Here is a 26,626-nt window from a genome sequence, read left to right as displayed (position 1 = left end):
CGAGGGCCTGACATGTCTATTTCAGGGGCACTATCAAACGCAATGACAGGGCTGCGCGCCGCGGGGCGCAGTTCTGAGACGATTTCCGCCAATATCGCGAACGCTATGACACCTGGTTATGGCGTTCGGTCTGTTGCCTTGTCGTCGTCTCAGATTGGCGGCGTGAGCATTGATGGCATTGTTCGAAATGTTGACCCCGCGCTTTTGGTTGACCGTGGTCTTGCGGAAGCAGCTTTTTCCAACTCTTCTGACAGAGCACGGTTTCTGACCAGTCACGAAGATGCGTTGGGCACCCCAGATGACCCCAACTCGCTATCGGCACGTTTGGCACAATTTGAAAGCAGTCTTGTCACGGCTACAAGTCGCCCAGACGCACCCGAGAGACTAGGCAGCGTCGTAAATGCGGCCCGCGATCTTGCGACCCTCATCTCTTCGGCATCAGATAATGTGCAGGAAGCTCGCAGCGAAGCAGATCGAAATATCGGGATACAAGTTGATCGGCTGAGTTCCGCGCTGGGTGGGGTGAAGGAACTGAACATTCAGATCACCAAGACCCTGGCTCTGGGCGGTGATACATCGGCGCTACAGGACAACAGACAGGCTTTGGTTGACGAAATCAGTGCAATTGTCCCTGTGCGTCAGATTTCTCGCGACAACGGGCAGATTGCGCTTTACTCCACCGGGGGTGCGATCCTTTTGGATGGCGGCATTGCCGAGATCGAATTCACGCCCGTCAATCAGGTCACACCCTACATGACCCTTGCGGGAGGCCAGTTGTCAGGCCTGACGATCAATGGGTTCAGCGTTCGGACCGATAGCGAACGTGGCACCCTAGGTGGAGGCTCGCTGGGTGCTCAGTTTGAGATCAGGGATGAACTGGGGACGGACGCACAAACCCAACTAGATGCCCTTTCGCGAGATCTGATCGAACGGTTTCAAGATCCCGCAGTAGACGCAACTCTGGCTGTAGGGGACGCAGGCATTTTCACAGACGCCGGTGCTGCTTTTGATCCGCTGAACGAGGTCGGCATTTCCGCCCGCCTGTCCATCAATGCAGCGATTGATGAACGGCAGGGCGGCGAAGCGTGGCGTATCAGGGATGGTATCAATGCTTTGGTGCAGGGTGATGTGGGTGACTCGCGATTGCTGCAAGGGCTGACGACCGCCTTGAACGCCAACAAAGTGCCAGCATCCGGTGACTTTGGAGCCGGGGCTTTTTCGGCAATCAATCTTGCAGCGACCTTGACATCTCAGTTAGGCGCCGATCGCGCACAAGCTGATCAAAGTCTGAGTTTTACGTCCACACAGTTTAACGAGTTGACCCAACTGGTTCTCGCAGAGGGTGTTGATACCGATCAGGAGTTGCAGCGCCTTCTGCTCGTTGAGCAAACCTACGCGGCCAACGCTCGAATGATCGAAGCAGCTGACGAAATGATGCAAACTATATTGAGGTTGTAAGCTATGAGCACGATTTCACTAGGCGACTTGGCACAATCTTTCATGCTCCAGCGCCGGAGCGTTGCGTTGAGACAAGATCTCACGAGACTGACCGATGAATTGTCGAGCGGCAAGGTCTCCGATGTCAGAGAGGTTCTTGACGGCAACCATAACTACTTGACCGGGCTGGAAAGATCGCTCGAGGTGTTGGAAGGCTATTCTGTCGCGAACTCCGAGGCGACATATTACACTGGTGCGATGCAAGACGCGCTGGAACGTGTACAGGATTTTGGCGGGGCCCTAGGGCTCGATCTGTTGCTTGCCAGCGGTGGGCCCATCGGCGTCATTGCGGGAAATCCCTCCGACAATGCCCGAACCCAATTGCAGGGTATAATCAATTCTCTTAATGATGACATTGCGGGACGCAGCTTGTTTTCCGGCACCACCACAGATCAAGCCCCCCTGCCTGACGCAGACACGCTCATCGCTCAAGTTCTCGCCGTTGTTACCGGGCAAACGACGCCTGAGGACATTGTAAACGCTGCTGAAACCTGGTTTTCAGACCCCGCCGGCTTTGACACGGTATCTTACGCAGGATCTGCGACGGCCCTCGCGCCATTTGTCCTATCTGACACCGAACGCGTGAACCTAGATGTAAGAGCGAACGACGATGCACTGAAGGAATTGCTGCTCCACACGACGGTTGCAGCGATTGCAGATGATCCGGCGCTCGCACTAACAGTTACCCAACAATCTGAACTGTTTGGGATCACTGGGATTGGCCTTCAATCAAACCAAGATAGCATTACTAGCCTGCGCGCAAACATCGGCTTCACTGAGGAGCGGATCGGGATGATCTCCGCACGGAATCAGGCCGAAGAAACCAGCCTGGAGTTTGCAAGAAATGCCTTATTGGCAGCCGATCCATTTGAAACTGCGACTGAATTGGAAAGCGTACAATTCCATTTGCAAAGCCTTTACTCTGTAACTGTAAGAAGCTCTCAGCTATCTTTGGTGAATTTCCTATGAAAAAATTTGTCGCGGCGATCTTATTGATATGCGCAATGGTAGATTCGGCTTCCGCTGGTCCGGTTAGAATAAAGGACCTTGTTGAGTTTGACGGCGTTCGAGGCAATGATCTGGTAGGCTATGGGTTGGTCGTGGGATTGAACGGGACCGGCGACGGGTTGCGAAATGCGCCATTCACCGAAGAAATCATGTCGAATATCCTTGAAAGGCTCGGTGTGAATGTTGCTGGCGAACAGTTCAGGCCAAAGAATGTCGCCGCTGTTCTTGTAACCGCCGCGTTGCCACCATTTGCTCGAGGAGGTGGACAAATAGATGTCACCGTTTCTGCAATAGGTGATGCAAACAGCCTCTTAGGCGGCACTTTGATTATGACCCCATTGAATGCAGCTGATGGCCAAATTTACGCTGTCGCCCAAGGTACGATCATAGCCGGGGGTGCGGTCGCCGAAGGCGATGGTGCGAATGTAACGCAAGGAGTTCCGACCTCGGGGGTGATTCCCTCTGGAGCTAGAGTCGAACGAGAAATCGAATTCGATTTGGCTAGTTTGACAAATTTGCGTTTGGCGCTGCGTGATGCTGATTTCACAACGGCTGCGAGAATCGAACAGGCCATCAATTCAGATTTTGGCCGCCCAGTGGCGTTCATGCTGGATTCCGGGACGGTACGTCTCGACATTCCACAAACAAGAATGGCCTCCGTGGCACACGCTTTGGGAAGGATAGAGAATATATCCGTTCAACCTGAGCGAAAAGCAAGAGTTGTCGTTGATCAGAGATCAGGAACAATTGTGATGGGGGAGGATGTACGGATTTCGCGAGTCGCGGTATCTCAAGGCAATCTTACCCTCAGAATTCAAGAAGCACCGATAGCAGTGCAACCAAACCCATTTGCTGACGGAGAGACGGTAGTTGTGCCGCGGACCAATGCGGAAATCGAGGAAGAACCAGGAATAGGTTTGGCAGAGATTCCCAGTGGCACGTCATTGTCCGAGGTTATTGCAGGCCTAAATGCCCTTGGTGTTTCACCTCGCGACATGATCGATATTCTCAAGAGCATAAAGGCGGCTGGCGCATTACATGCTGAGTTCATAGTCCGTTGAGATGGCTGTTTTAGCCCCTAAGACCGTGACAAATTGGTCTTAGTTTTGGAGATGGAGTTGATGGCGCAGAAACGGTATTCGGATGAAGAAATTCTTCGGCTTTTGAGTGAGATTGAGTTGAGACTTGCCTCTGGTTCGGATGTGGTGACTGCTTGTACGACGGCGGAATGAGCGATGCGACCCATTAAGCTTAGCACAAACGGTTTGTTGGGATGTGGCGATCCGAGATAGCCAGCTTGAAGGGATTGTAGAAGGAGAATGATTGATTGAAATGGATCGTTGCCGATTTAGAATTGGATAAGCTGATCCTCAAGGAATGCCTCGATTATTTGAAGCCTAAGGCCTGAGGACAAAGCAGCTTCGTCTGGCCGTGGTGTATATCCGACAAAAGCTGGCGGCTTTCGAACGCCGTACGTGCCGGATGACGGGCATGGCGCGGAATACGCAAATATATCGAGTTGCCCCCAAGGATGATGAAGCTTTGCGCCTCGCGCTGATCCGGTCGGCCAAACAATATGGGCGCTACGGCAAACTCACAGTGCTACTGCGCATTGAAGGATGGTCGGTCAATCACATATGGAGCGTTGACTTTGTTCACGACAAGCTTGGCAACGAACGCCCGTATTAGATGCTGACGTTGCTTGATGAATACGCCCGCGAGACGCTATGCGTCGCGGTCAAGTCGAAGATGAATAGCGCAGACTTCTTGGACGCTCTACTCTTTGCTTTTGTAACGTGGGAAACCAGAATGCGCTCGTTCGGACAATAGTTCAGAGTTCATCGTGGCAGCACTGCAAGATTGGCTGAGAAAGGTGGGGATCAAGCCGACCCAGTATACCCGGGATCGCTATAGTAGAATGGTTGCGACGAACGCTTTTACGGCACATTGCGCCGCGAAGTTCTGAATACCGAATGGTTCCACACCATAAACACAGACCGTCATCGATACTTGGTCCCAAGAATACAAACGTGTCCGATCGCATTAGGTCTTAAACATGCGCTCACCTGTCACAGAAACTGCTTTCAAAGGTGGCCCATGCACCTGGATCGCATTGACGAAGGCGTGAACAAGGCAACACCGAGATCGGGCGGATTTCGGTCGATGATATGCTGCATCCATTCCACATCCACGGATGTTGGTTCCGCATTATTTGCCAAGACGGTGCCGAACCGCCTCGTTATGCTAATGGGTTGAAAGCTATGGTTCATGTAGAAGAAACTTGGCCTGATTTGCTGGTTCAGTTCGACTATGAGGCGAAGGCAAACACGCCCTACATGTATCATTGCCACATCTTGGAGCATGAGGATTGTGGGATGATGAGGCAGTTTGTAGTGATCTGAGGAATGCAAAATCTGTGACGAATTAGTGATTTCTCCAACGACGCTGTTTGCCAGCCAGCCCAGTTGCTGCGCTCAATCGTTAATGTGTGCTTCTCATCGAGAGTAGTAGCTAGATTCGTGCCGCTCTATGTTGAACCCTTCATCTGAAGATGGCGCAACAAAGTGCTTGGAAATCTGCCAGAACTGTTCCTCAGTGACAGTAAACGGATGATCGCCATGCATGTTACGAGCGAGCAGTCTTTCAATGCAGATATCATTGGGAACGTCGAGTACATGAAGCTTGTGAGCCGCATCTGTCTGATCAAGTATTCTCCGCATCCAGCTGCGTGCTTCGATGGTGTTCGCTTGGAAATCCAAAACGACCGAGACCCCGGCGTTTAGCAACGATGCCACGTGAGGACCAATGATTTTCCGAAGTTTTACTGTGCAACGCCGATAATCGGATATCGAAGACATCTCTTCTGAGTAGAGCGCGCGCAACCAATTGTCTTCACCAATGATGATTGTTCTTTCGGCGTTGCCAAGTCGTGTAGCCAGCGTTGATTTTCCTGAAGCAATTCTTCCGCACAGCAGATGCAGTGTTGGCGATGTGGAGGACATTGGGATAGCCTTGTGCAGAGAATGACGCGCATTTGACGTTCTGATACAACCTCCGCGGTCCGGAGTGCTAGCTCGGGTCGCGATGCGGAGATTAAGGCAACCGTAGCGAATGGCAACATCGCTCCGCATCTCTAAGATGTGAGCAAGGGTCAATGATATTGCTAGGTCAATTTGAGTTTCTTTGCTCAGGGACGTACGCATTCAGTTTGTTCCCGTCCAAGTCCCGAAAATAGCCGGCGTAAACACCATGCTCGCCGCGTGGCCCTGGGCGGCCTTCATTCTTGCCGCCGAGTAAAACACCCTTGGCGTGAAAAGCATCGACTTGCTTAGCGGTGTCGACTTTGAATGCCACCATGACGCCGTTTCCAACGCTTGCTGCCCGGCCGTTAAACGGGCGCGCCAAACACAACGCGGCCTCGGCGCGTGACAGTCCCCATGCCGCCATGTCCCCATGCTGCCATAGTCTTTGGATGCCAATCGTCGCCAGCAACGTGTCGTAAAACTTGATCGCCCTGTCCAGATCAGTCGTCCCAATTGTCACATAGCCGATCATCTTATTGCCCAGTTCTGGCTGATTTCTCGTCCGAGGCAGGCGCTGCCGACCGCTGTTTTGGCGTCAGCATCGTCCAAATGAAAACCTCGGCGATCAGCAGATTAACTACCCATGCGAAGACCATAATGGCGTCGCGCAACGGGCCTGTCGCCTCGGTCCCGAAAAAGATCAGCCATCCAATGCCGATGAAGGTTTGCGTAGACGCACCCTGAGCAATTGCATAGGCGCGCAGCATAAAGGCGCTGTGCCTAGAGGTATTCCGCGACCTGATGGCGAGAATGGACCAAACGATGAAGAAGATCATCAGAAAGCCCAGGGTGATCCGAGCCCAATACAGCAAGTTCCCCTGAAGGCTGATCGGAAAGCTGTAGAAATGGGTCATCCACAATCCGCTTCCGGCAGAAAGACAGCCAGCCGTCGCAACAATTCGGCCAAAAATGCGGTGGGCTGCAGGATATTTCCGCCTGATCCTTGGCAGGAACTGGATTGCGCCAAGAAGACAATACAAGAAACTGCCAAGAATGTGCAGAACGATGGGGAGGGGCATTGAGGATGCCCGCGGGTTTGCTGGGGCGATTGCCGGCCCGCCTGCCAATTCGAGCACGCGGAACAAGCCGCCAAAGGTTGGTATGAACGAATAGACGAGGAGGAGGACAAGGATAGCCCACTCGGATTTTCTCAGAATTTTCAAGCGTCGCCCTCGTGCTTCTCTGTTGCCGACGCGGTTTCAGGAGGCTGTCCCAGTCCGCTCGGTCGACGCGCCCAGAATGCGGTGCTGGCTTGGCCCGCGCAGGACCCCAAGCGGATGGGCTGGCAACCGATGTTTTCCAGATCGCATGCGCGTAGCCAAGCGACGCCTTGCCGTTCTGTGATCGCCCATGTTCGCCATCGCATCTGGATGAGTGCGCCGAAGCCGGATCGCCGCACCAGACACACGAAGAGCATGCCGCCCGGCTTGAGTACGCGGATCATCTCGTTCAAAGCGAGTTGAGGATTCGGCAAGTGCTCGAGCACGTGAGCGGCCATCACGACATCAAAGGTGGCATCGCTATAAGGTATCGACAGAATATCTGCCTGTCTCAGGTCTGGTGCCAAACCCGCCTGCCGCATCTCAATATCAGCCCGGGCCAGCATCTCAGCTGAGAGATCGATGCCGCAGAAGTTGAGGGATTGGGAGAGAATGCTGCTAAGTGCAGTCGAAAGCGCTCCGCTTCCGACGCCGCAATCCAACACCCGCGCCTGCGATCCAACTTTTCCAAGTGCGGTCACTGCGTCGGATGCCATCAGCGATCTTCGGTATGCTGCCGCAAGCCCGTACCGCCGTATCTTTTGCTGCCAATTGCGGGAGGCTGCATCGTATTGTCTGGCCAGGTCCTCTTTGGCTCTCGGTTGCCGATTGATGGTAACCTGCCATGAGCCAAACCGATAATTGGTCATGGGAATTGTCTGCTGATTTGATGGATCAATCACCGCGTCATCCGATTGCCTGCGGATATGCATATGGGCTAGTTCCTTGATTGATGCGTCTATCTCACACCCATCTACTTTGCCCGATGGTATTATAAAATTGCATATTTATGTAGTTCTGATATGCGAAAATCATGGAGTGGCAAAGATCAGCTTTTGACTGGAACCAGGCGCGGGCGTTTCTCGCCACCGCCGAGGAAGGGTCGCTGTCCGCTGCCGCGAGGGCGCTTGGGCTCACTCAGCCTACGCTCAGCCGACAGGTCGCCAGTCTCGAAAACACCCTCGGTGTGACATTATTCGAAAGGACTGCGCGAGCGCTCTTGCTGACCCAGGCCGGGACGCAATTGCTTGAGCATTTCCAAAGCATGGGTGAGGCTGCAAACCGGATTTCCATCGCGGCAACAGGGCAATCCGAAGCGGTGACGGGACATGTGGCTATAGCCTGCACGAATGGAATGGCAACGTTCTACCTGCCGGAGATTCTCAGGAAACTTCAAGAAACCGCGCCAGACCTTCAGATCGAAATTATCGCGTCCAATGAGATGAGTGACCTGCGGCGGCGCGAAGCGGATATTGCGATCCGGCATGCGCGCCCGCAGGATGAAAACCTTTTCGCCAAACGCCTGAGGGACACAACCGCGCATCTTTTTGCGTCGTCAGAATATCTCGATGCGGTTGGTCGCCCGTCACATTCCTCGGATATTGCCAAGCTGCAATTCGTTGGGTGTGAGTATCCAGAGCGCCTGCTCGGGATGATGGCATCGCGGGGCCTCAATCTGACCGTTGCAAATTTCAACTATTCCACCGCAAGTGTGACTATGTCGCTAGAACTCATACGCAAAGGGTTGGGGATCGGAATTTTGCCGATCGATGTCGGTGCGGCTTATCCCGAACTTATGAATCCCTATCCGGACTTCGAACCTCTAAAGATAGAATCCTGGCTTGTCGCGCACCGGGAGCTGAAGACAAACCTCAGAATTCGATTGGTGTTCGATCTGCTGGCTGAATATCTCGGCGCAAAGTAGGGAACCAGAATGGTGCGGCAGCTCCATCGCAATTCCCTACGCGACATGTGCTTATTCGTAGTCCAAACGCATTCATGAATTTGCTGATCGTATCGTCATATTGGATTGAGAGTTTACCAGTGAAACTTGCTTGGCAGCTGATCTGCCTGCCAAATGCCGCTTTGTGTCAAAACGAACTATCCAACTTGAAGACACAGCGACAGCTTTGATCACGATACTGCACGTCTAGAAATGCAAATAATATCGACTAAAATCTGATCAGGCGACGCCCCGGTCTGGTTGTGCTCCTGCCAGCGACAGCGCGAATTCAGCTTCGCGCATCGGTTTGTAAAAATAGAACCCCTGGGCATAGCTGCATCCGAGATCATGTATGATTTCGACACCGCGTTTGGTCTCCATGCCCTCGGCGATGATATCTACGCCCAAGTCCTTTCCAAGCAGGACCAGTAGTCTAACGATGCTCCGTGACACGGAATTTGTACGCGCATCTTCTGTAAACGCGCGATCAATTTTCAATGATGTGATCGGTAAGGATTTCAAATAGGCTAAATTGGAATACCCAGTACCGAAATCATCAATCGAAATACCGCAACCCAACGCTTGAAGGTGTTTGAAATTCCGGTCTGCGGCTTCCAAATCTGGGATCAATGCCGTTTCCGTCACTTCGAGTTTAATGTACTTTGGTTGTATATCGTTCGCCTCTAAGACGAACGCCAGAAACTCGACAAAGCCCTTTCTGCCTATGTCTTGCCCTGAAACGTTTACCGATGCGTAAAGTTGTTCTGAAACGCCCTCAAGTGCTTTAAAACGCTGCATCGCGGCGCAGGTTTCCATGATGGCAAATTCCGTGAGAAGCTTGATGGAACCCGTCGCCTCTGCAACTTCAATGAAACGCTCCGGGGGAACGTTACCCAATTTTGGGTGCTGCCAGCGCATGAGTGCTTCAAAGCCCATAATGTTGCCGTCCGCGAGGCGCACAATTGGCTGGAAAACCATGACGAATTCTCGGTTCTCTAGCCCCTTTGCGATATCTGTCTCCAGCCGGAACTGTTCAATAAGCTCGGCGGAATTGCGCAACGTGCTCTCCGCCGTGGCGACACTTTCTGACGAGTTGGTGGTCTGTTTGGCAAATGTGGCGGTGAAGTTAATGGAAGTATCTATGCAAGCGCGCAGAATCGGGTCAATTTTTTCAAAGCGGCTTTGAATACGATCGGCCGATATTTGATAAACCGTGCACTGCGTCAGTGCTTCGACCGTGACGGCGCGTGGTTGCCCGGTCAGAATTGAAAGCTCACCAACGATCGAGCCCGCGCCACGCCTTTCAACATCCGTCCGCTCTCCTGAACTCCCACGGTAAAGAATGACCTCGCCAGACTCGATAACATAGGCGCAATCATTACCATCGCCCTCGCGATAGAGAATGTCCCCCGGGAACAGTTGTATTTCCAAGACCGACGTCATTAGTGCGCTTTCAGTGCGATGGCTCTCGCCGTCATTCGTGATACATCTTCGTGTGAAATTGTTTCCAATCAACTTCGATCAACCAACAACTTGGTTCCAAATTGAGAAAACTTTTTCCAGGCTATGTGACTCACATGGGGATCTCGATCACCGAGACCTCTGCGCTCGAATATGCATTTGCCAGCAATTCTCGCTACACCGGGATTGTCATTGAGGGCCAGAACCACGTCGGCCTCTGAAACGTCAGGTTACCGGGAGCTACTTGGTACACCATGTTTCATCCCGGGGTGTTTAGGTGCTTGGGGCGGGGCCGCAGATCGGCACGTTGGAATATTGTCGATTTTTGATGTTGCCAAGCAATTGCGTAAATTTCTCGCTAAAATCGAAGAACCAATTTATGATTGGTTCAACTTGGACGAATCAATGCGCTTGTGGGGAGTGATTAAATGCCGGTTTCGGGGACGGCGAAATCACAAGATTTGGCATCGGCTGATGCGTTGTTAACCCTGAAAGATCTTACATTGCGCTTCAAGGGTCAAACAAACGATGTTGTCCATTCCGTAAGCCTGCGTGTTCGGCAAGGCGAAGTCCTGTGCGTGGTCGGAGAATCGGGTTGCGGAAAAAGCGTGACTTCGATGGCGATCATGGGGCTTCTACCTGGCAAAGCCACGCAGGTTTCTTCTGGAAAACTGTCCTTTTTGGCACAAGACTGGGATTTGGCGACGGATTGCTTGCCGACCGAAGTGCGAGGCCGAGAGATTGCGATGATCTTTCAGGAACCGATGACCTCGTTAAACCCAAGCTTTCGCATTGGTGATCAGATTGCCGAGGCTGTGCAGCGTCATCGTGGGAACAGTCGAACCGAAGCTTTGGGGCGCGCAGAGGTTATGCTGCAACGTGTCGGCATTGCTAATCCAAAACAGCGGTTGCGTGCCTATCCGCACCAATTGTCCGGTGGTATGAGGCAACGCGTCATGATTGCAATGGCGTTGGCCAATGATCCACAGATCCTGATCGCTGATGAGCCAACGACTGCTCTTGACGTGACCATTCAGGCGCAAATTCTCGATCTGATCCGTGATCTGCGTGACGAGACCGGAATGGGTACGTTGATGATTACACATGATTTGGGTGTGGTTGCTGAAGTCGCGGATACCGTGGCGGTCATGTATGGCGGCCAGGTCGTAGAGCAGGGGCCAGTGGCGGAGATATTCAACAACCCGCAACATCCCTACACCATTGGCCTCATGAGCGCGATGCCAAGGTTAGACAGACCCGGCGAGCGATTGGCGATTGTGCCCGGCACGGTGCCCACGATTTCGAACATGCCTGAGGGATGCCGTTTCCGAACGCGATGCGCTTTTGCAACGGCGGCGTGTGCGCAACGCCCCAAGCTTAGGGATGTCGCTTCAGAACACGAGGTGGCCTGCCATTTTGCGCCGCTGGAAACGCATGTAAAGGTGAGCACATGACCGCGCCGGTGATCCTTGAGGCCGATGAGGTGGTCAAGCATTTTGGGGCTGGTAGCGGATGGTTATCGCACAAGTCGCCGGTTCAGGCCGTGGATGGTGTGTCGCTGCAAATCCGGCGCGGGGAGACATTCGCCATTGTTGGGGAATCAGGTTGCGGCAAATCCACCCTGGCGCGCCTTTTGATGCGCTTGCTGGAGCCCACGGCTGGTCGTGTTTCCTTTGACGGAGTGGATGTATCGCATGCAAGCGGCGGCGCACTCAAAGCTCTGCGCGGGCAGATGCAATTCATCTTTCAAGACCCGTTTTCATCGCTCAATCCGCGGATGAGTGTGGGCAAATTGGTGGGTGAGCCGCTGGAAGTGCACGCACCTGAACTCAGCGCAGAAGAACGCCGCGAAAAAGTGGCCGAGCTGTTGCGCAAAGTCGGTCTGCGCCCGGAGCATGCGGGACGGTATCCGCACGAGTTCAGCGGAGGCCAGCGTCAGCGCATCGGCATCGCGCGCGCGTTGGCAGCCGGTCCGAAACTGATTATCGGAGACGAGCCGGTCTCGGCGCTCGACGTCTCGGTGCAGGCACAAGTGATCAATCTGCTGGGCGACCTCAGCCGCGACCTTGGTCTGACGCTGGTGATCATCGCACATGATTTGGGCGTGATCCGGCACATGAGCGATCGCGTGGCGGTGATGTATCTTGGCCGGATTGTCGAAATGGGCACTGCCGAAGAAGTATTTGCCACGCCATTGCATCCTTATACTCAGGCTCTTTTATCTGCGATCCCTTCCATGGATGTGCCGTCACAGCACCAGGCGCTTGCCGTTCTGGGAGAGATGCCCAGCCCATCAGACCCGCCGTCAGGATGCCGTTTTCATACCCGTTGCCCGTATGCCCGGGCGCAGTGCAAGCAAGAAAGTCCAAAATTGGAAGGTCAATTGCATCAGGTTTCGTGCCACTTCTGGCAGGACATCGCGGCGGCTCGTAAACCCACAACGTCGCGCCCCAAGACGGATGCGGTCGAAGCCCGTTTCGCGCTTTACAAGGCAGCCACCACCGGCGGCACAGTCATTCACCAAAATCAAGAACCACCAGAGAGGAACTGACCGATGAAACACGTCAAGACTGCGATCATTACGGCCGTAATGGGCGCGACCGCGCTCAGTGCGGCGCCAGGCTTTGCCAAGGACTTGCGGATTGCTCTGCAATCAGATGCCGATGTGCTCGATCCTGACCAGTCGCGCACTTTTGTCGGGCGCATCGTCTACGCGTCGCTCTGCGATAAGCTGGTGGATATCACACCCGACCTAGAGATCATTCCGCAACTGGCGACCTCATGGGAGACGTCATCTGATGGCACGCAGGTCACCATGCAACTGCGCGATGGGGTGGTTTTCCATGATGGTACACCGTTCAATGCAGAAGCTGTTGCCGCCAACATCGAGCGGTCACAGACATTGGATGAATCGCGCCGCAAGTCAGAGTTGAAATCCATCACCGCAACCGAAGTGACTGGGGAACACGAGATCGTCCTGACGCTCGCGGGGCCGGATGCCACGCTGATTGCGCAATTGGCTGACCGGGCAGGGATGATGGTATCACCTACAGCGGCGGCTGCCGCCGGTGCGGACTTTGGACTAAATCCGGTGTGTTCCGGTCCTTTTGCTTTCGAGGAACGGGTGGCGCAAGACAAGATCGTCCTGAAGAAATTCGATGACTATTGGAATGCCGGTACAATCCATTTTGACAGTGTCACTTTCTTGCCGATCCCGGACACAACCGTGCGGCTGGCAAACCTGCAGTCTGGTGATATCGACATGCTGGAACGGCTGGCCGCGACCGATCTGGCACAAGCCGAGGCGGACCAGAATATCGTCGTGGATAGTGCGGTATCCTTGGGATATCAGGGCATAACCTTCAATATCGACAACGGTGAAAAAGGCGACAACCCTTGGGGTAATGACAAGCGTCTGCGTCAGGCCCTCAGCTACGCCATCGACCGGGAGGCCTTGAATCAGGTTGTGTTCGAAGGGGCGTTTGCGCCGGGCAACCAGGCTTTCCCACCCACATCGCCCTGGTACAACCAGGACCTGCCGTTGCAGTCCCGTGATGTCGAAAAGGCAAAGGGACTGTTGGCCGAAGCTGGGTTCGAAGGCGGCATTGATCTGGAAGTTCAGGTGCCCAACACAACCGTGCCGCTGCAAGTGATGCAGGTGGTACAGGCGATGGCCGCTGAAGCCGGGATCAATATCTCTCTGACCTCCAAGGAGTTCGCGACCTTGCTCGCTGATCAATCCGCAGGTGACTACACCGCCAGTCAGATCGGTTGGTCGGGACGTGTCGATCCGGATGGTAACAACCACCAGTTCGTCACCACCGGAGGCGGCATCAACGACAGTAAATTCTCCGACCCGAAGATGGATGAACTGATGAACGCTGCGCGTGTGGCACCGTCCACGGAGGAGCGCAAGGCGCTCTATGACGAGGCGAAAGTCATTATGCTCGACGAGCTGCCACGCCTGTTCCTCTACCACCAGAACTGGATCTGGGCCTATAACAGCAAGATGAAGGGCTACACGCCCTATCCCGACGGTATGATCCGCTTGGAAAATGTGACCTGGGAAGAGTGATCCCACGGACCGCGCCGCCCCGGTTGGTGGCGCGGTTTCACCTTTGCCTGAGGGGCCTTTCATGCTGCATTTCCTGATGCGGCGCGTGCTGATCGCACTGCCGACCATCATTCTGATCTCGATCTTCGTATTTGCCTTGCAGAAACTGCTGCCCGGCGACCCCTTGCTGGTACTTGCGGGCGAAGAACGTGATCCGGAAGTGCTGGAGTTCTTGCGTGAGAAGTACCGTCTTAACGACCCTATCCCGGTGCAATATCTGGCGTGGATCGGTAATGCGCTTCAGGGGGATCTGGGCACGTCCCTGCGCACCAATCAACCGGTGACCGAGCTGATGGCAGAGAAGCTGCCCGTTACGATTCAGCTCGCCGTTATGTCGATGATCTTCGCGCTGGTCATCGGTATCCCTGCCGGCATTCTGTCGGCCGTCAAAAAGGGGACGGTGACAGATTACGTCGCCAATGTGGTGGCACTGTCAGGCCTGTCGATCCCGAATTTCTGGTTGGGGATCATGCTGATTTTGCTGGTGTCGGTGAAATGGCAACTCCTGCCTGCATCTGGTTATGTCCCGCTGTCCGAAGATTTCTGGCAATCGCTGCGTACGATGGTGATGCCGGCGTTCGTCCTGGGCACGGCACTTGCCGCGACATTGATGCGACACACACGCTCTGCGATGCTGGGGGTATTGAGCGCCGACTATGTGCGCACGGCGCGCGCCAAAGGCTTGTCGGAACGCGTGGTGATCCTGAAACACAGTTTCCGCAATGCTTTGACCCCGATCGTTACCCTGACCGCATTGCTCTTTGGTGAGCTGATTGCAGGCGCCGTCCTGACTGAGCAGATTTTCACCATACCAGGGTTTGGCAAACTCGTCGTCGACGCGGTTTTCAATCGTGACTACGCGGTGGTGCAGGGCATCGTTCTCGTTACAGCCGTGGGCTTCATCTTTATGAATCTGCTGGCAGACATGATGTATTTTGTCCTGAACCCGCGTTTGAGGGGGCAGTGAAATGAAGGACACAGCCGTGCCCGACATTGCCCCCGACCCGGTGTTGACAGCGCCGCCTGAGAACCGCGTCTGGAAGAAGTTCCGCGGGCATGGCAGCGCGTTGCTGGGCGGTGTGCTGGTCGCGTTTTTCGTGCTGATTGCACTTGCGGCACCCATTCTTCCCATTCCAGACCCCGCCGCAACCGATTGGGGGGCGGTGCGCAAGGCGCCCAGCTGGGATCACTGGATGGGCACGGATGAGATCGGGCGTGATGTCTTGGCACGGATGATCTGGGGGGCGCAGGCATCATTGCTGGCAGGTGTGGTTTCGGTCGGTATTGCGGTGATGATGGGTGTGCCTTTAGGGCTTGTGGCGGGTTATTTCGGTGGCTGGACGGATGCTGTAATATCGCGCTGTACCGAAGCCTTGCTGGCCGCCCCTTTTCTGATCCTCGCCATTGCTCTTGCCGCCTTTCTCGGTCCTTCTCTCACCAATGCCATGATTGCCATCGGTATTTCGGCAACCCCTATTTTCATTCGGCTGACACGCGGTCAGGTGATCAACATCAAATCCGAAGATTATGTGGACAGCGCCCGCGCCATTGGTCTGCCCACCTACCGCATTCTCAGCCGCTATATTCTGCCCAACGTGCTGCCACCAATCTTGGTGCAGGCCACGTTGACCATCGCAACCGCGATCATAGCGGAGGCCTCGCTATCGTTTCTGGGTCTGGGCCAGCAACCCCCGGCACCCAGTTGGGGATCGATGCTGAACACGGCGAAAAACTTCCTGAATCAAGCCCCCTGGATGGCCATGTGGCCGGGGGTATCCATTTTTCTTGTGGTCCTGGGGTTCAACCTCCTTGGGGATGGTTTGCGCGATGCGCTCGATCCCCGAGAACACTGATCAGTCTGGAGTAGATATGTCCGATTTTACCACAAGACCCGAGATCAGAGGGACGTTTGGCGTGGCGACATCGACCCATTGGATCGCATCCGCCGTCGGGATGTCGATCCTTGAAAAGGGGGGTAACGCGTTTGATGCGGCCGTTGCCTGCGCGTTGACCTTGCAGGTGGTCGAGCCGCATCTGAACGGGCCTGCTGGCGACATGCCTGCGATTTTCCATTCCGCAAAAACCGGTCAGACAGAAGTGCTGTGCGCGCAGGGGGTGGCCCCGGCGGCGGCAACGGTCGAGAGCTACAGGCAGCAGGGGCTGACCCTGGTGCCGGGCTCCGGTCTTTTGGCAACGGTGGTGCCCGGTGCCTTTGATGGCTGGATGTTGATGTTGCGTGATCACGGGACCATGTCCCTGCGTGACGTGATGCAGCCTGCAATTGACTATGCGCGCAATGGGCATCCGGTGTTGCCACGCGTCGCGCATACCATCGCGGGGCTTGCGGATTTCTTTGCGAGGGAATGGCCCAGTTCTGCGGAAGTCTGGACGCCCGGCGGCGCAGCGCCGGAGCCCCATGCGTTGTTCGCCAACCCCGATCTGGCCGATACCTATGACCGGCTGGCCGCTTCCGAAGGCGCGACGCGCGAAGCTCAAATCGACGAGGCGCGGCGTCAATGGCGCGAAGGTTTCGTGGCTGAGGCGATCTTTGATTATCTCAAGGACGCGCATGTGATGGATGTCTCCCACGCGCCGCATTCTGCCGTTCTGGCACCGGATGACATGGCCGATTGGCGGGCAAGCTACGAAGAAACGCTCAGCTACGACTACCATGGCTGGAGGTTGCACAAGGCACATGCCTGGAGCCAGGGACCGGTCATGCTGCAGGCGCTGGCGATCCTCAAAGGTTTTGATCTCTCCAAGATGAATCCGACGGGCGCGGATTTCACCCATACGGTTATCGAAGCAATGAAACTCGCATATGCAGATCGCGAGGCCTACTATGGCGATCCCGCGCAAAGTGACATCCCGATGGATGTGTTGCTCAGCGATGAATACAATGCTTCACGGCGCAAATTGATCACCAGTAGGGCGTCGCTGGAGCAACGCCCCGGGCGCGTTCCGGGATTTGAGCATCTCGCGGATGCCTATATCGAACGCAGTCAGCGGGATTTCAACGTAGGCGCCGTGGCTGCGCAGGAACCCACGATGTCCCACTTGACCGAAAAACGCGGCGATACCGTGCATTTGGATGTGATCGACCGGTGGGGGAACATGGTCGCCGCGACGCCCTCCGGGGGATGGCTGCAAAGCAGTCCGGTAATTCCGGGTTTGGGATTTGCACTCAATTCACGGGCGCAGATGTTCTGGCTGGAAGAGGGTCTGCCAACCTCGCTGGCCCCCGGCCGACGACCGCGTACGACCCTCACGCCCAGTCTTGCGGAAAAGGATGGCGCGCGGTTGGTCTTTGGAACGCCCGGTGGCGATCAGCAGGACCAATGGCAACTTATCTGGTTTTTGCGGTTGGTGCATTTCGGCCTGGGCTTGCAGGAATGCATGGATGCCCCGCTATTCCACTCGATGCATTTTCAAGGCTCCTTCTTTCCCCGAGAGGTGCGCACGGGTGAGATGATGATTGAACCGAATGTTGGTGAAAAGGTGATCGCGGAACTCAGGGCGCGCGGGCATAGCGTGACCGTCGCTGAACCCTGGACGGTGGGCCGTATGACTGCGGCAATGCGTGAAAAGGATGGCCTTCTGCGCGCGGCGGCAACACCGCGTCTGATGCAGGCTTATGCGGTGGGTCGATGACCTGGTCGCTGATTGCAAAGGATGTCGATGGCAGCATCGGAGTGATCGTGGCGAGCAAGTTTTTCGCCTGCGGTGCCGTTGTTCCCTATTTGGATGCCGAAACCGCCGTGGCCACCCAAGCGTTTTGCAACCCGCTTTGGGGTACAGAAGGACGCTTGCGCCTGTCGGTTGGTGAGGCCTCAACCGGAGTTCTGACCGACTTTGTGCGTCGAGACAGGGGACAGGCCATTCGGCAAGCTCACATGATGGATAAATACGGGGAATTTGCGGCTCATACAGGTTCGGAATGCATAGACTGGGCCGGCCACCTTTTGGGAGTAAAGCATTCGGTTGCGGGGAACATGTTGGCGGGTCCGGACGTGATTGAAGCCACGTCGGCCGCTTATCTGGCGGGCGCAGATTTGCCTTTTGCCGCACGTTTAATCGGTGCAATGCAAGCCGGAGAAGCAGCAGGCGGAGACAAGCGTGGTCGTCAGGCGGCGGGGCTCGTCATACACCGTGGCCAGTCCCATGCCTGGCTTGACTTGCGCGTGGACGACCACGCCGACCCTTTGAACGAGCTTTCTCGACTCTGGGATGTCGCGCAAGAACGCTTCGTTCATTTCGCCAATGCGATGCCGGACAGGGCGCAATTTTCCGGCACGCCGACGCGCCATCAGATTGACGAAGAAATTGCGATGGCTGAGGCGCGTCGCAAAGCGGAAGGCAGAGGCAGCAGATCACATGCGGTGGAATTTGGGTAAGTGAGGGCGAAACGGTGCTGAACAAGACATCGATGCAAGTACGGAGCCAGCTCTTGGCGCTGATCAAGTCGGGTGAATGGCGGGCCGATGGTCAGTTGCCAACCGAACGGGCACTGTCGGAAAGATTCGACGTCGGTCGCAGACATGTGCGTCAGGCCCTTGATGCCTTGGAAGCAGAAGGCTTGGTGTGGCGTCGTCAGGGGAAAGGCACCTTCATTGGCCAGCCCGCGGACCCCATGGGCGATCTGGCAGCAAAAATTACCGGTGAGACGAATGCACTGGAAGTGATGGAGGCGCGTTTGTGCATTGAGCCGGAACTGGCCGCATTGTGCGCGGTGCGGATGTTGTCGGATGAAGTGGCGCGGCTGCGGCATCTGGCACAGCGTCAGTTCGAAGCGACAGATGCACAGGCGACCGAACTATGGGATGGCGCATTGCACCGCCTGATCGCACAATGTGCCCGTAACCGCCCGCTGCTGACGGCCTATGCGTTGCTCGACAAAATACGTTCCAATCCTGATTGGGTGACGATCCGGGCTCGGGCTCGGGACGGGGCGTCGCTGGAAGTCACCCATTCTGAACATCTGGCCATCATTGACGCCATTGGTCTGGGACACGCAGATGCGGCGCGGCAGGCCATGCGGGATCATCTGGAGACGCGTTTCAAGGCCCTTGCCGGAGAGATAGACAGAGCCGTCAAGACCGAAGGAAACACCTTCTTCGCAGCGGAGACAGAGACATGACAAACGAGATATCGCCCTCTGACATTGCAGCGGCTGAAAAACTGCTGGGCGTCAGTTACACGACAGAAGAACGTGCGCAGATGCTGGACAACCTGGAGGGACAGTTGTTGTCTGCGCAAGCCCGACGAGAGGTGGCGCTGGACAATGCGACACCGATGGCAAGTCGTTTCGATCCACGCTTGCCCGGGTTCGCGATGCCGCATGGGGCCAGTGACCTTCGACTGTCGATCGTCTCCGACGGTTTACCCCAGGAGGAAGAGCACATTGCCTTTGCGCCGTTGACCAGTCTTTCTCATTGGGTTGCAAGCGGACAGATCACCTCGCGCCGGTTGACAGAGATTTACCTTGCGCGGATATCGGCGCTCAACCCGAAGCTGGAGTGTTTTGCCACCGTTACCGCCGAGCTTGCCCTTGCGGAGGCCGATGCGATGGACAGTCTCACACGGGCGGGTGTGTCTCTTGGCCCCTTGCACGGCATCCCCTATGGCCTCAAAGATCTCTTCGATACAAAAGGCATAACAACAGGCTGGGGGGCGGAACCATTCCGCGACCGTGTGCCAGACGCGGATGCTATGGTCACCCGGATGATGCGGGCGGCAGGCGCGGTGCTGCTGGGCAAAACCACGCTTGGCGCTTTGGCCTATAACGACCTGTGGTACGATGGCTGGACCCGCAACCCCTGGAACCTGAACGAAGGATCGAGCGGATCGAGCGCGGGGTCTGCCTCTGCAACGGCAGCGGGCCTGTGTGGATTTTCCATTGGCACTGAAACGCTCGGTTCGATTACCTCGCCGTCACAACGTTGTGGCACAACCGGGCTGCGGCCGACGTTCGGGCGGGTCAGTCGGACAGGTGCCATGGCGCTCTGTTGGTCACTGGACAAGGTCGGGCCGATTTGCCGGTCGGTAGAGGACACCGCCGTGGTTTTGGCGGCGTTAAATGGCCACGACGCCACGGATCGCGGATCGATAGATGCGCCTTTCGTCTTTGATGCCGCGCGCGGCATTGACGGCATGAAACTAGGATACCTGCCCGAAGCCTTCGAAGAAGGCGCAACCGATATCGACCGGGCTGCGCTGGAAGCAGCTAAGACACTGGGCATCGAGGTCAAAGAGGTGAGCCTGGAAGATCTACCCTATGGTGCTTTGATGAATGTGGTCTATGCCGAAGCGGCAGCCGCTTTCGAAGAGCTGACACTCACGGACGCCGATGACACGCTCAAATGGCAGGATGACGGTGCCTGGCCCAACACCATGCGCAAGGCGCGTTTCCTGTCTGCGGTTGATCATGTGAACCTTGATCGCTTGCGGTACCGAGTCATGCAGGCTGTGGGTGAAATGATGGGCGAGGTCGATGCACTGATCGGCCCATTTATGACCGGACCGATGTTGGTAGCGAGCAATTTCACCGGGCACCCCTGTCTTCATTTGCGCGCAGGATTTGAGCAGATCGCCACCCGTTCGGCTGCATCTTTGGGCGCGGGCAAGCTGACCACTGGTGAAGCGGAAGGCGTACGTTCCTTCCGCGTGCCGCAGGGGATATCCCTATGGGGGCAGCTGTTCGACGAGGGGCCAGTTTTAAACCTTGGCATGGCGCTGGAGGCGGCTCTTGGCGTGGCTGCGGAGCGCCCGAATTTTCCCGAATAAAGAAGACCTGCAGAAAGCAGGCCGTTTTACTTGCAAACCGCGCAGACCCTGCGCCTGACATGGAGACAACAAGATGAAACGCAGAGAATTTTTGAAATCCACAACAGCGATCATGGGGGCGGTTGTTATGACTGGTGCCCCCCTTGCGGTTGCGGCGGAGGAACCGGTGCGCGGTGGCACGCTGATCTGGGGGCATTCGGAGACAACCCAGAACCTCGATATGCACCAGACCGGGACGGCCTCCACTGGGCGTCTGTTGCAGAATGTCCATGAGAGCATTGTGTCAGCGGATGCGGATTTCAACATCATCCCCAATCTCGCCGCGAGTTTTGCGCAATCTGACGACGGGCTGACATATACTTTCACGCTTCGTGACGATGTGGTGTTTCACAACGGGTCAAAGATGACCTCGGCTGATGTGAAGTATTCTTTCGAGCGGGTTATGAACCCCGAGACCGGGGCGGTGAATTTCGAGGTTTTCAATGCCGTGAAAAGCATCGAGACACCGGATGACCTGACCGTCGTAGTGACATTAGGATCGGTTAATGCACCCTTCCTGTCGCGCCTTGCTGAAAACGGTGCCGGGGTGGTGATGCCCGCTGGCACCGGTGACATACAGGGCGAGACACCGATTGGCGCAGGCCCTTTCAAATTCGTCCGGCGCGAATTTGGTAACGAGGTGGAGCTGGAGCGCTTTGACGACTATTTCGGGGGGCCAGCCTATCTCGACAAGGTCATCTCGCGCGAAATCACAGAGCCCACAGTGCGCCTGACCGGTTTGCGTACCGGCGAATTGCACATGATCAATGACATCCCGCTTGACCGGATGAGCGAATTCCAAGGCAATGATGATTTCCAGACTGTCGCTTGGTTCCCGCTCAATTGGGATTTCGTGAACTTCAATCATACTTTTGAGCCCTTCAAGGACGCGCGCGTGCGCGAAGCCTTCGATCTGATGATCGACAAGGAAACCCTGATGCTGGGCGCACTATGGGGTCAAGGTTCGACATCCGCGTCGCCGAGCTTCCCGACATCTGCGTCCTACAATGACGCGATCAGTCAACGTCCGCAGGATTTCGAGAAGGCGAAGGCCTTGTTGCAAGAGGCCGGTTATGGCCCGGGCGACCTGAAAATCGTCTTCAAGGTCACCACCAACTATCCCTACCACGTGGATAGCGCGCAGATTATGCTGGAGTGGTTCCGTGCCGGGGGTGTCGACATGACAATTGAGCAGCTCACATGGTCCGATTGGCTCAGTCAGGTCTGGGTGGACAAGGATTTCCAGGTGACGATGATGAACTTCTTCACCCTTTGGGAGCCGGATTTCCTCTACTATTCGCTTTACCATTCCACGGGCGGGTTCAATTATCGCAAGATCTCGGAGCCGGCACTGGACGAAATGCTCGAAAAGGCGCGCGTGACCGTGGACAATGGCGCGCGCATGGCGATCTACAAAGACGTGCAGAAATACATCAACGAAAATACGCTCGATGTGATCTTGTGGTTCCGCAATGGTACCATTGGCGCGCAGCCAAACGTCATGGGTTTGGATACAGTGGTGCAGCCGAATGGTTCAGAGATGAATTTCCACAAGGTCTGGCTGAAGTCCTGATACCCAGGCTCCGGGGGGCTTGCCGCTCCCCGGAGCCAACTTTTCGGAGGGGCCCATGACCTACCTTGTCAACAGATTGCTGTCAGTGGCGCTGACACTTCTGCTGATCTCGTTGATCACTTTCATGGTCACCAACATCTTGCCCGGTGACGTGGCGATGGTGATCATGGGGACGCAATCGAACCCAGAAGCTTTGGCTGGTCTGCGCGAAAGTCTTGGGCTCAACGATCCGCTGATCTTGCAATACGGACGTTGGATTGGCGGATTACTGACCGGGGACTGGGGCAATTCACTGGTGTTCAAGGAGGCCATTGGTCCGCTGATCGCGGATAAGGTCGTGGCGTCGTCCCTGATTGTGGTCATGTCGATGACGATCGCGCTGACCTGTGCGGTCCCCTTGGGTGTGTGGGCGGCTGTTCATCGTGACAAATGGCAGGACAATACCGCTTCTACCACGGCACTCTTTGGCGTCAGCTTGCCGGATTTCTTCTTTGGCATCATGTTGATACTGCTCTTTGCGCGCTATCTGGGATGGTTGCCGTCTTCGGGTTTCGTGCATCCCGCGGATGATTTCCTCGGGGCCGTGCGTCATGCCTTCCTGCCCTCTCTGGCGCTTGGTCTGGGCTTGATGGCGCATCTGACCCGGATGACCCGTTCGACCATGATGTCTGTGCTGGGTCAGGATTTTATTCGTATGGCCCGCGCCAAAGGGCTGCGCGAACGCACCGTCATCTGGCGCTGCGCACTGGCCAATGCCATCGGGCCGGTGATGACCGTTGCCGGGTTGCAGGTGGGCTACCTTTTTGGGTCGATTATCGTGATCGAAAGCCTGTTCAACTTCACCGGAATGGGATGGCTGACCTATCAGGCCCTGCTGAATCGTGACATTCCGCTGATCCAGAGCACTGTCTTCGTGATTGCCGCGGTGGTGATGCTGACCAATCTGATCGTCGATCTGCTCTACGTGCTGGTTGATCCGAGGATCAAACTATCATGATACGATTTCTGACCGGCAAGGGTGTATTTGGCGGCAGCATCCTGCTGCTGGTGATTGCCACAGCGCTTTTTGCGCCTTTGTTGGTCCCCGAGACCTGGGCGACGCAGATGGATATGCGCGCCCGGCTTTCAGGGCCGACATTTGCGCACCCCCTCGGCACCGACCAATTGGGTCGCGATCTGATGTACCGGATGCTGCTGGGCGCGCAAACCTCCATAATGATCGCCGGGACGGCAGTGCTCATGAGCCTCGTGATCGGCCTGCCGCTTGGTGTCATTTCGGGATATTTTGGCGGCTGGATTGACAACGTGCTGATGCGTCTTGTCGATACTCTGCTGGCCTTTCCTGCGCTGCTTTTGGCGCTGACCATCTCCGCTGTGTTGGGGCCGAACCTGACCAACACGATCATCGCCATCGGGATAGCATTCACGCCCTATCTGGCGCGGATCATCCGGGGGGAGGCGCTGCGCGTGGCGCAAATGCCTTACGTCGAAGCCGCGCGGTCACTGGGCACCTCCCATACCAAGATGATCCTGCGCCATATACTGCCAAACATCATGCCGCCGATCATTGTGCAGGCGACGATCAGCCTTGCTTTTGCCATCCTCGCCGAAGCGGGGCTGTCGTTTCTCGGGCTGGGAACGCAACCGCCCGATGCCAGCTGGGGCCTCATGATACAGGCCAGCCGCGACTACCTGGATATCGCGCCCTGGACAGCGCTTGTGCCCGGCGCGGCTGTCGCCATAACGGTCTTAGCCCTGAACATCTTTGGCGATGTCCTGCGGGATGTGCTTGATCCGCGCATCGCATGAAATCACCGTTTTAACTGCACCAAGTCTACAGGAGCCCCCGTCATGCCCATTCGAAACCGTTTTGCCGAGCTGCACGCCGATATTACCGCCTGGCGCCGTGATCTGCATCAAAACCCGGAGCTGCAATACGATCTGCCGCGCACCTCCGGGATCGTGGCGGAAAAATTGCGCGCGTTTGGGTGTGATGAGGTTGTTACCGGCCTTGGCCAAACGGGTGTCGTCGGGCTGATCCATGGCAAGCGAACGGCATCGGGCAAGGTGATCGGCTTGAGGGCCGATATGGACGCGCTGCCAATCCTTGAGGCCACAGGTGCCGATCACGCTTCAACGATCCCCGGCAAGATGCACGCGTGTGGACATGATGGGCATACGGCGATGCTGCTTGGGGCCGCGCAATACCTGGCAGAGACGCGCAATTTTGATGGTACCGTGGCGGTGGTGTTCCAGCCTGCGGAAGAAGGCGGGGCAGGGGCCGAAGCGATGATCAGGGATGGTCTGATTGAGAAATTCGGCATCTCCGAAATTTACGGTTTGCATAATTCGCCCCTGCTGCCGTTTGGCGAATTCGCCATCCGGCCCGGTGCTTTTTACGCAGCCGTTGACAGCTTTCATATAAACGTTCGCGGCAAAGGCGGGCATGCCGCGCGCCCCAATAACACTATCGACACGACCTTGGCAGCCTCTGCTATCGTCATGGCGTTGCAGTCCGTCGTCTCGCGCAACACCGATCCGCAGCAGCCACTGGTCGTTTCGGTAACGTCGTTTCGCACTGAATCCGAAGCTTTCAACGTGATCCCGGAACATGTCGTTTTGCGTGGAACGGTACGCAGTTTCGATATGGATGTGCGCGCCCAGACGCTCGAAAGGATCAGAAGTGTTGCAGAGCTTACTGCCGCAAGTTACGGCGCTGAGACCGAATTGGGTTTTGACGAAGAGCCCTATCCTGTCATGGCCAATCACGCGGCAGAAACGGCGCATTGTGTGGCCGCCGCACGAACCGTGGCGGGCACCTGCATCACGGACGCGCCGCGCACGACCGGTGGCGAGGATTTCGCCTATATGTTGCAAGCCTGTCCAGGCGCTTACATCCAGCTTGGAATTGGCGAAGGGCCGGGACTGCATCATCCGGCATATGATTTCAACGATGAGGTGATCCCGACGGGATGCTCTTACTGGGTCAGTCTTGTCGAAGAAAGGATGCCGGCATGATCATCGAAGCCAGTCCTGCGACTTGCCATTGGGGCTTTTTCGACGCGGCGCTCACACCGGTGATGACAATCGAGAGCGGGCAGGAAGTTACCATCAACACGGTTTCAGGAGCACCGCAGGTCCTGCCGGGTGCTGGATACCATGTGCCGCCCGAACTGCTTGAAATTCATGCGTCCGGCGTGCCCGCGATGCCGGGGCATCTTCTGACCGGTCCGGTTGCTGTTGCCGGTGCCATGCCGGGAGACGTCTTGCAGGTTGACATCCTTGATGTGCAATTGCGTCAGGACTGGGGGTACAATGTCATACGCCCGCTTGTGGGGACATTGCCGCAGGATTTCCCGGAAACACATGCGACCACGATCCCATTGGATGCCGCCCGTAACGAAGCCGTTATGCCCTGGGGTTTGAGGTTACCGCTTGCCCCATTCTTTGGCGTGATGGCTGTTGCTCCTCCGCCGGGCTGGGGCCGCATCTCGACGATTGAGCCGCGCGCCCACGGAGGAAATCTCGACAACAAGGAACTGGTTGCCGGAACGACCTTGTATTTGCCTGTTTTCAACGAAGGGGCGCTCTTTTCCTGCGGCGACGGGCACGGGGCGCAAGGCGATGGTGAGGTCTGTGTCACTGCGATTGAAACGGGGTTGCAGGGACGCTTTCGCCTGACCGTCCGCCGTGATCTCGACCTGACCTATCCCCAGGCAGAGACAGTTGAGCATCTGCTTACGATGGGGATGCATGCCGATCTGGACAGGTGCGTTGAAATTGCCTTGCGCCGAATGATCTCGCTGGTGTCTGAACGGGCAGGTATAAGCCGAGAAGAAGCTTACATGTTGTGTTCGCTTGCCGGGGATTTGCGGATCACGCAGACAGTAAATCGCGAAAAAGGGGTGCACATGATGATGTCCAAAAAGCTGTTGGAGCCGGCTGTGTAGCTGACAAATCTGCCACGTTTTTAGTTTAGGTTTTTGTTTTGAGTATTTTTTCGAGGAGGTTTAGGAGGGTTTCGTAGTTTTCGTTTCCGAGCGTTGTTTTGAAGTCCTCGATGATGCGGGTGGCTTCGTGGGTGTT

General features: G+C 56.0%; 25 protein-coding genes. 20 read left to right on the top strand and 5 right to left on the bottom strand.

Annotated elements, in window-relative coordinates; all coding sequences use genetic code 11:
• Positions 1 to 12: 12 nt before the first annotated feature.
• From flgK to ACOTTU_RS18660, 5 genes are all read left to right on the top strand, one after another.
• Entirely contained in the window at positions 13 to 1,458 is a 1,446-nt protein-coding gene (gene flgK, locus ACOTTU_RS18680) for a flagellar hook-associated protein FlgK (RefSeq protein ID WP_298921849.1), read from the top strand.
• A gap of 3 nt (positions 1,459 to 1,461) precedes the next feature.
• Positions 1,462 to 2,466, top strand: coding sequence for a flagellin (locus ACOTTU_RS18675; protein ID WP_425660125.1), 1,005 nt, complete (start codon positions 1,462 to 1,464; stop codon positions 2,464 to 2,466).
• Between the two features lie 35 nt (positions 2,467 to 2,501).
• Positions 2,502 to 3,566: a flagellar basal body P-ring protein FlgI gene (locus ACOTTU_RS18670; RefSeq protein ID WP_425660252.1), complete on the top strand. Its 1,065-nt coding sequence runs from the start codon at positions 2,502 to 2,504 to the stop codon at positions 3,564 to 3,566.
• A gap of 370 nt (positions 3,567 to 3,936) precedes the next feature.
• On the top strand, positions 3,937 to 4,194 hold the full coding sequence (locus ACOTTU_RS18665; protein WP_425660124.1) for a hypothetical protein: 258 nt from the start codon (positions 3,937 to 3,939) through the stop codon (positions 4,192 to 4,194).
• Between the two features lie 479 nt (positions 4,195 to 4,673).
• The gene (locus ACOTTU_RS18660; protein WP_425660123.1) at positions 4,674 to 4,907 is read left to right on the top strand and encodes a multicopper oxidase domain-containing protein; all 234 of its coding nucleotides are present in this window, start codon (positions 4,674 to 4,676) and stop codon (positions 4,905 to 4,907) included.
• Positions 4,908 to 5,000: 93 nt separating this feature from the next.
• Here ACOTTU_RS18660 and ACOTTU_RS18655 read toward each other — a convergent pair whose 3' ends face one another.
• From ACOTTU_RS18655 to ACOTTU_RS18640, 4 genes are all read right to left on the bottom strand, one after another.
• Positions 5,001 to 5,507, bottom strand: coding sequence for an AAA family ATPase (locus ACOTTU_RS18655; protein ID WP_425660122.1), 507 nt, complete (start codon positions 5,505 to 5,507; stop codon positions 5,001 to 5,003).
• A gap of 166 nt (positions 5,508 to 5,673) precedes the next feature.
• Positions 5,674 to 6,060, bottom strand: coding sequence for a VOC family protein (locus tag ACOTTU_RS18650; RefSeq protein ID WP_425660121.1), 387 nt, complete (start codon positions 6,058 to 6,060; stop codon positions 5,674 to 5,676).
• Position 6,061: 1 nt separating this feature from the next.
• Positions 6,062 to 6,607, bottom strand: a complete 546-nt coding sequence (locus tag ACOTTU_RS18645) for a DUF2306 domain-containing protein (protein ID WP_425660120.1) — start codon at positions 6,605 to 6,607, stop codon at positions 6,062 to 6,064.
• 140 nt (positions 6,608 to 6,747) lie between these two features.
• On the bottom strand, positions 6,748 to 7,497 hold the full coding sequence (locus ACOTTU_RS18640) for a class I SAM-dependent methyltransferase (RefSeq protein WP_425660250.1): 750 nt from the start codon (positions 7,495 to 7,497) through the stop codon (positions 6,748 to 6,750).
• Positions 7,498 to 7,661: 164 nt separating this feature from the next.
• On the opposite strand from ACOTTU_RS18640, the gene ACOTTU_RS18635 reads away from it, so the two are divergent.
• The gene (locus ACOTTU_RS18635) at positions 7,662 to 8,552 is read left to right on the top strand and encodes a LysR family transcriptional regulator (RefSeq protein WP_425660119.1); all 891 of its coding nucleotides are present in this window, start codon (positions 7,662 to 7,664) and stop codon (positions 8,550 to 8,552) included.
• 258 nt (positions 8,553 to 8,810) lie between these two features.
• On the opposite strand, the gene ACOTTU_RS18630 is transcribed toward ACOTTU_RS18635, so the two are convergent.
• The gene (locus ACOTTU_RS18630) at positions 8,811 to 10,013 is read right to left on the bottom strand and encodes an EAL domain-containing protein (RefSeq protein ID WP_425660118.1); all 1,203 of its coding nucleotides are present in this window, start codon (positions 10,011 to 10,013) and stop codon (positions 8,811 to 8,813) included.
• Between the two features lie 446 nt (positions 10,014 to 10,459).
• On the opposite strand from ACOTTU_RS18630, the gene ACOTTU_RS18625 reads away from it, so the two are divergent.
• The 14 genes from ACOTTU_RS18625 (at position 10,460) to ACOTTU_RS18560 (ending at position 26,490) form a co-directional block, all read left to right on the top strand.
• Positions 10,460 to 11,485, top strand: coding sequence for an ABC transporter ATP-binding protein (locus ACOTTU_RS18625; protein WP_425660117.1), 1,026 nt, complete (start codon positions 10,460 to 10,462; stop codon positions 11,483 to 11,485).
• Entirely contained in the window at positions 11,482 to 12,582 is a 1,101-nt protein-coding gene (locus ACOTTU_RS18620; RefSeq protein ID WP_425660116.1) for an ABC transporter ATP-binding protein, read from the top strand. Before ACOTTU_RS18625 ends, ACOTTU_RS18620 begins: the two co-directional genes overlap by 4 nt.
• 3 nt (positions 12,583 to 12,585) lie before the next feature.
• The gene (locus tag ACOTTU_RS18615) at positions 12,586 to 14,106 is read left to right on the top strand and encodes an ABC transporter substrate-binding protein (protein WP_425660115.1); all 1,521 of its coding nucleotides are present in this window, start codon (positions 12,586 to 12,588) and stop codon (positions 14,104 to 14,106) included.
• A 61-nt stretch (positions 14,107 to 14,167) separates the two neighbouring features.
• Complete coding sequence (locus ACOTTU_RS18610; protein ID WP_425660114.1) at positions 14,168 to 15,112, top strand: ABC transporter permease; 945 nt, start codon at positions 14,168 to 14,170, stop codon at positions 15,110 to 15,112.
• A 1-nt stretch (position 15,113) separates the two neighbouring features.
• Complete coding sequence (locus tag ACOTTU_RS18605) at positions 15,114 to 15,998, top strand: ABC transporter permease (protein WP_425660113.1); 885 nt, start codon at positions 15,114 to 15,116, stop codon at positions 15,996 to 15,998.
• Positions 15,999 to 16,014: 16 nt separating this feature from the next.
• Positions 16,015 to 17,796, top strand: a complete 1,782-nt coding sequence (locus ACOTTU_RS18600; RefSeq protein WP_425660112.1) for a gamma-glutamyltransferase family protein — start codon at positions 16,015 to 16,017, stop codon at positions 17,794 to 17,796.
• The gene (locus ACOTTU_RS18595) at positions 17,793 to 18,539 is read left to right on the top strand and encodes a DUF1028 domain-containing protein (RefSeq protein WP_425660111.1); all 747 of its coding nucleotides are present in this window, start codon (positions 17,793 to 17,795) and stop codon (positions 18,537 to 18,539) included. Before ACOTTU_RS18600 ends, ACOTTU_RS18595 begins: the two co-directional genes overlap by 4 nt.
• A gap of 32 nt (positions 18,540 to 18,571) precedes the next feature.
• A complete protein-coding gene (locus ACOTTU_RS18590) occupies positions 18,572 to 19,282 on the top strand; it encodes a FadR/GntR family transcriptional regulator (protein WP_298921881.1) in 711 nt (236 codons plus the stop codon).
• Positions 19,279 to 20,928: an amidase gene (locus ACOTTU_RS18585; protein ID WP_425660110.1), complete on the top strand. Its 1,650-nt coding sequence runs from the start codon at positions 19,279 to 19,281 to the stop codon at positions 20,926 to 20,928. The genes ACOTTU_RS18590 and ACOTTU_RS18585 overlap by 4 nt, the downstream gene beginning before the upstream one ends.
• 73 nt (positions 20,929 to 21,001) lie before the next feature.
• Positions 21,002 to 22,540, top strand: coding sequence for an ABC transporter substrate-binding protein (locus ACOTTU_RS18580; RefSeq protein WP_425660109.1), 1,539 nt, complete (start codon positions 21,002 to 21,004; stop codon positions 22,538 to 22,540).
• Positions 22,541 to 22,595: 55 nt separating this feature from the next.
• Entirely contained in the window at positions 22,596 to 23,537 is a 942-nt protein-coding gene (locus tag ACOTTU_RS18575) for an ABC transporter permease (RefSeq protein WP_425660108.1), read from the top strand.
• Entirely contained in the window at positions 23,534 to 24,349 is an 816-nt protein-coding gene (locus ACOTTU_RS18570) for an ABC transporter permease (protein WP_425660107.1), read from the top strand. Before ACOTTU_RS18575 ends, ACOTTU_RS18570 begins: the two co-directional genes overlap by 4 nt.
• A 42-nt stretch (positions 24,350 to 24,391) precedes the next feature.
• A complete protein-coding gene (locus ACOTTU_RS18565; protein ID WP_425660106.1) occupies positions 24,392 to 25,558 on the top strand; it encodes a M20 aminoacylase family protein in 1,167 nt (388 codons plus the stop codon).
• Complete coding sequence (locus ACOTTU_RS18560) at positions 25,555 to 26,490, top strand: acetamidase/formamidase family protein (RefSeq protein ID WP_425660105.1); 936 nt, start codon at positions 25,555 to 25,557, stop codon at positions 26,488 to 26,490. The genes ACOTTU_RS18565 and ACOTTU_RS18560 overlap by 4 nt, the downstream gene beginning before the upstream one ends.
• Positions 26,491 to 26,626 lie beyond the last annotated feature (136 nt).

Origin of the sequence: Roseobacter sp. EG26, assembly GCF_049830555.1 — a bacterium.
Taxonomy (GTDB): Bacteria; Pseudomonadota; Alphaproteobacteria; order Rhodobacterales; family Rhodobacteraceae; genus Roseobacter.
This window is presented reverse-complemented; position numbering and strand designations above follow the sequence as displayed.

Bases quoted from the DNA above. Each gene is read 5' to 3' on its own strand.
- flgK (WP_298921849.1), top strand. From the start codon at position 13: ATGTCTATTTCAGGGGCACTATCAAACGCAATGACAGGGCTGCGCGCC.
- ACOTTU_RS18675 (WP_425660125.1), top strand. From the start codon at position 1,462: ATGAGCACGATTTCACTAGGCGACTTGGCACAATCTTTCATGCTCCAG.
- ACOTTU_RS18670 (WP_425660252.1), top strand. From the start codon at position 2,502: ATGGTAGATTCGGCTTCCGCTGGTCCGGTTAGAATAAAGGACCTTGTT.
- ACOTTU_RS18660 (WP_425660123.1), top strand. From the start codon at position 4,674: ATGCTGCATCCATTCCACATCCACGGATGTTGGTTCCGCATTATTTGC.
- ACOTTU_RS18655 (WP_425660122.1), bottom strand. From the start codon at position 5,507: ATGTCCTCCACATCGCCAACACTGCATCTGCTGTGCGGAAGAATTGCT.
- ACOTTU_RS18650 (WP_425660121.1), bottom strand. From the start codon at position 6,060: ATGATCGGCTATGTGACAATTGGGACGACTGATCTGGACAGGGCGATC.
- ACOTTU_RS18645 (WP_425660120.1), bottom strand. From the start codon at position 6,607: ATGCCCCTCCCCATCGTTCTGCACATTCTTGGCAGTTTCTTGTATTGT.
- ACOTTU_RS18640 (WP_425660250.1), bottom strand. From the start codon at position 7,497: ATGACCAATTATCGGTTTGGCTCATGGCAGGTTACCATCAATCGGCAA.
- ACOTTU_RS18635 (WP_425660119.1), top strand. From the start codon at position 7,662: ATGGAGTGGCAAAGATCAGCTTTTGACTGGAACCAGGCGCGGGCGTTT.
- ACOTTU_RS18630 (WP_425660118.1), bottom strand. From the start codon at position 10,013: ATGACGTCGGTCTTGGAAATACAACTGTTCCCGGGGGACATTCTCTAT.
- ACOTTU_RS18625 (WP_425660117.1), top strand. From the start codon at position 10,460: ATGCCGGTTTCGGGGACGGCGAAATCACAAGATTTGGCATCGGCTGAT.
- ACOTTU_RS18620 (WP_425660116.1), top strand. From the start codon at position 11,482: ATGACCGCGCCGGTGATCCTTGAGGCCGATGAGGTGGTCAAGCATTTT.
- ACOTTU_RS18615 (WP_425660115.1), top strand. From the start codon at position 12,586: ATGAAACACGTCAAGACTGCGATCATTACGGCCGTAATGGGCGCGACC.
- ACOTTU_RS18610 (WP_425660114.1), top strand. From the start codon at position 14,168: ATGCTGCATTTCCTGATGCGGCGCGTGCTGATCGCACTGCCGACCATC.
- ACOTTU_RS18605 (WP_425660113.1), top strand. From the start codon at position 15,114: ATGAAGGACACAGCCGTGCCCGACATTGCCCCCGACCCGGTGTTGACA.
- ACOTTU_RS18600 (WP_425660112.1), top strand. From the start codon at position 16,015: ATGTCCGATTTTACCACAAGACCCGAGATCAGAGGGACGTTTGGCGTG.
- ACOTTU_RS18595 (WP_425660111.1), top strand. From the start codon at position 17,793: ATGACCTGGTCGCTGATTGCAAAGGATGTCGATGGCAGCATCGGAGTG.
- ACOTTU_RS18590 (WP_298921881.1), top strand. From the start codon at position 18,572: ATGCAAGTACGGAGCCAGCTCTTGGCGCTGATCAAGTCGGGTGAATGG.
- ACOTTU_RS18585 (WP_425660110.1), top strand. From the start codon at position 19,279: ATGACAAACGAGATATCGCCCTCTGACATTGCAGCGGCTGAAAAACTG.
- ACOTTU_RS18580 (WP_425660109.1), top strand. From the start codon at position 21,002: ATGAAACGCAGAGAATTTTTGAAATCCACAACAGCGATCATGGGGGCG.
- ACOTTU_RS18575 (WP_425660108.1), top strand. From the start codon at position 22,596: ATGACCTACCTTGTCAACAGATTGCTGTCAGTGGCGCTGACACTTCTG.
- ACOTTU_RS18570 (WP_425660107.1), top strand. From the start codon at position 23,534: ATGATACGATTTCTGACCGGCAAGGGTGTATTTGGCGGCAGCATCCTG.
- ACOTTU_RS18565 (WP_425660106.1), top strand. From the start codon at position 24,392: ATGCCCATTCGAAACCGTTTTGCCGAGCTGCACGCCGATATTACCGCC.
- ACOTTU_RS18560 (WP_425660105.1), top strand. From the start codon at position 25,555: ATGATCATCGAAGCCAGTCCTGCGACTTGCCATTGGGGCTTTTTCGAC.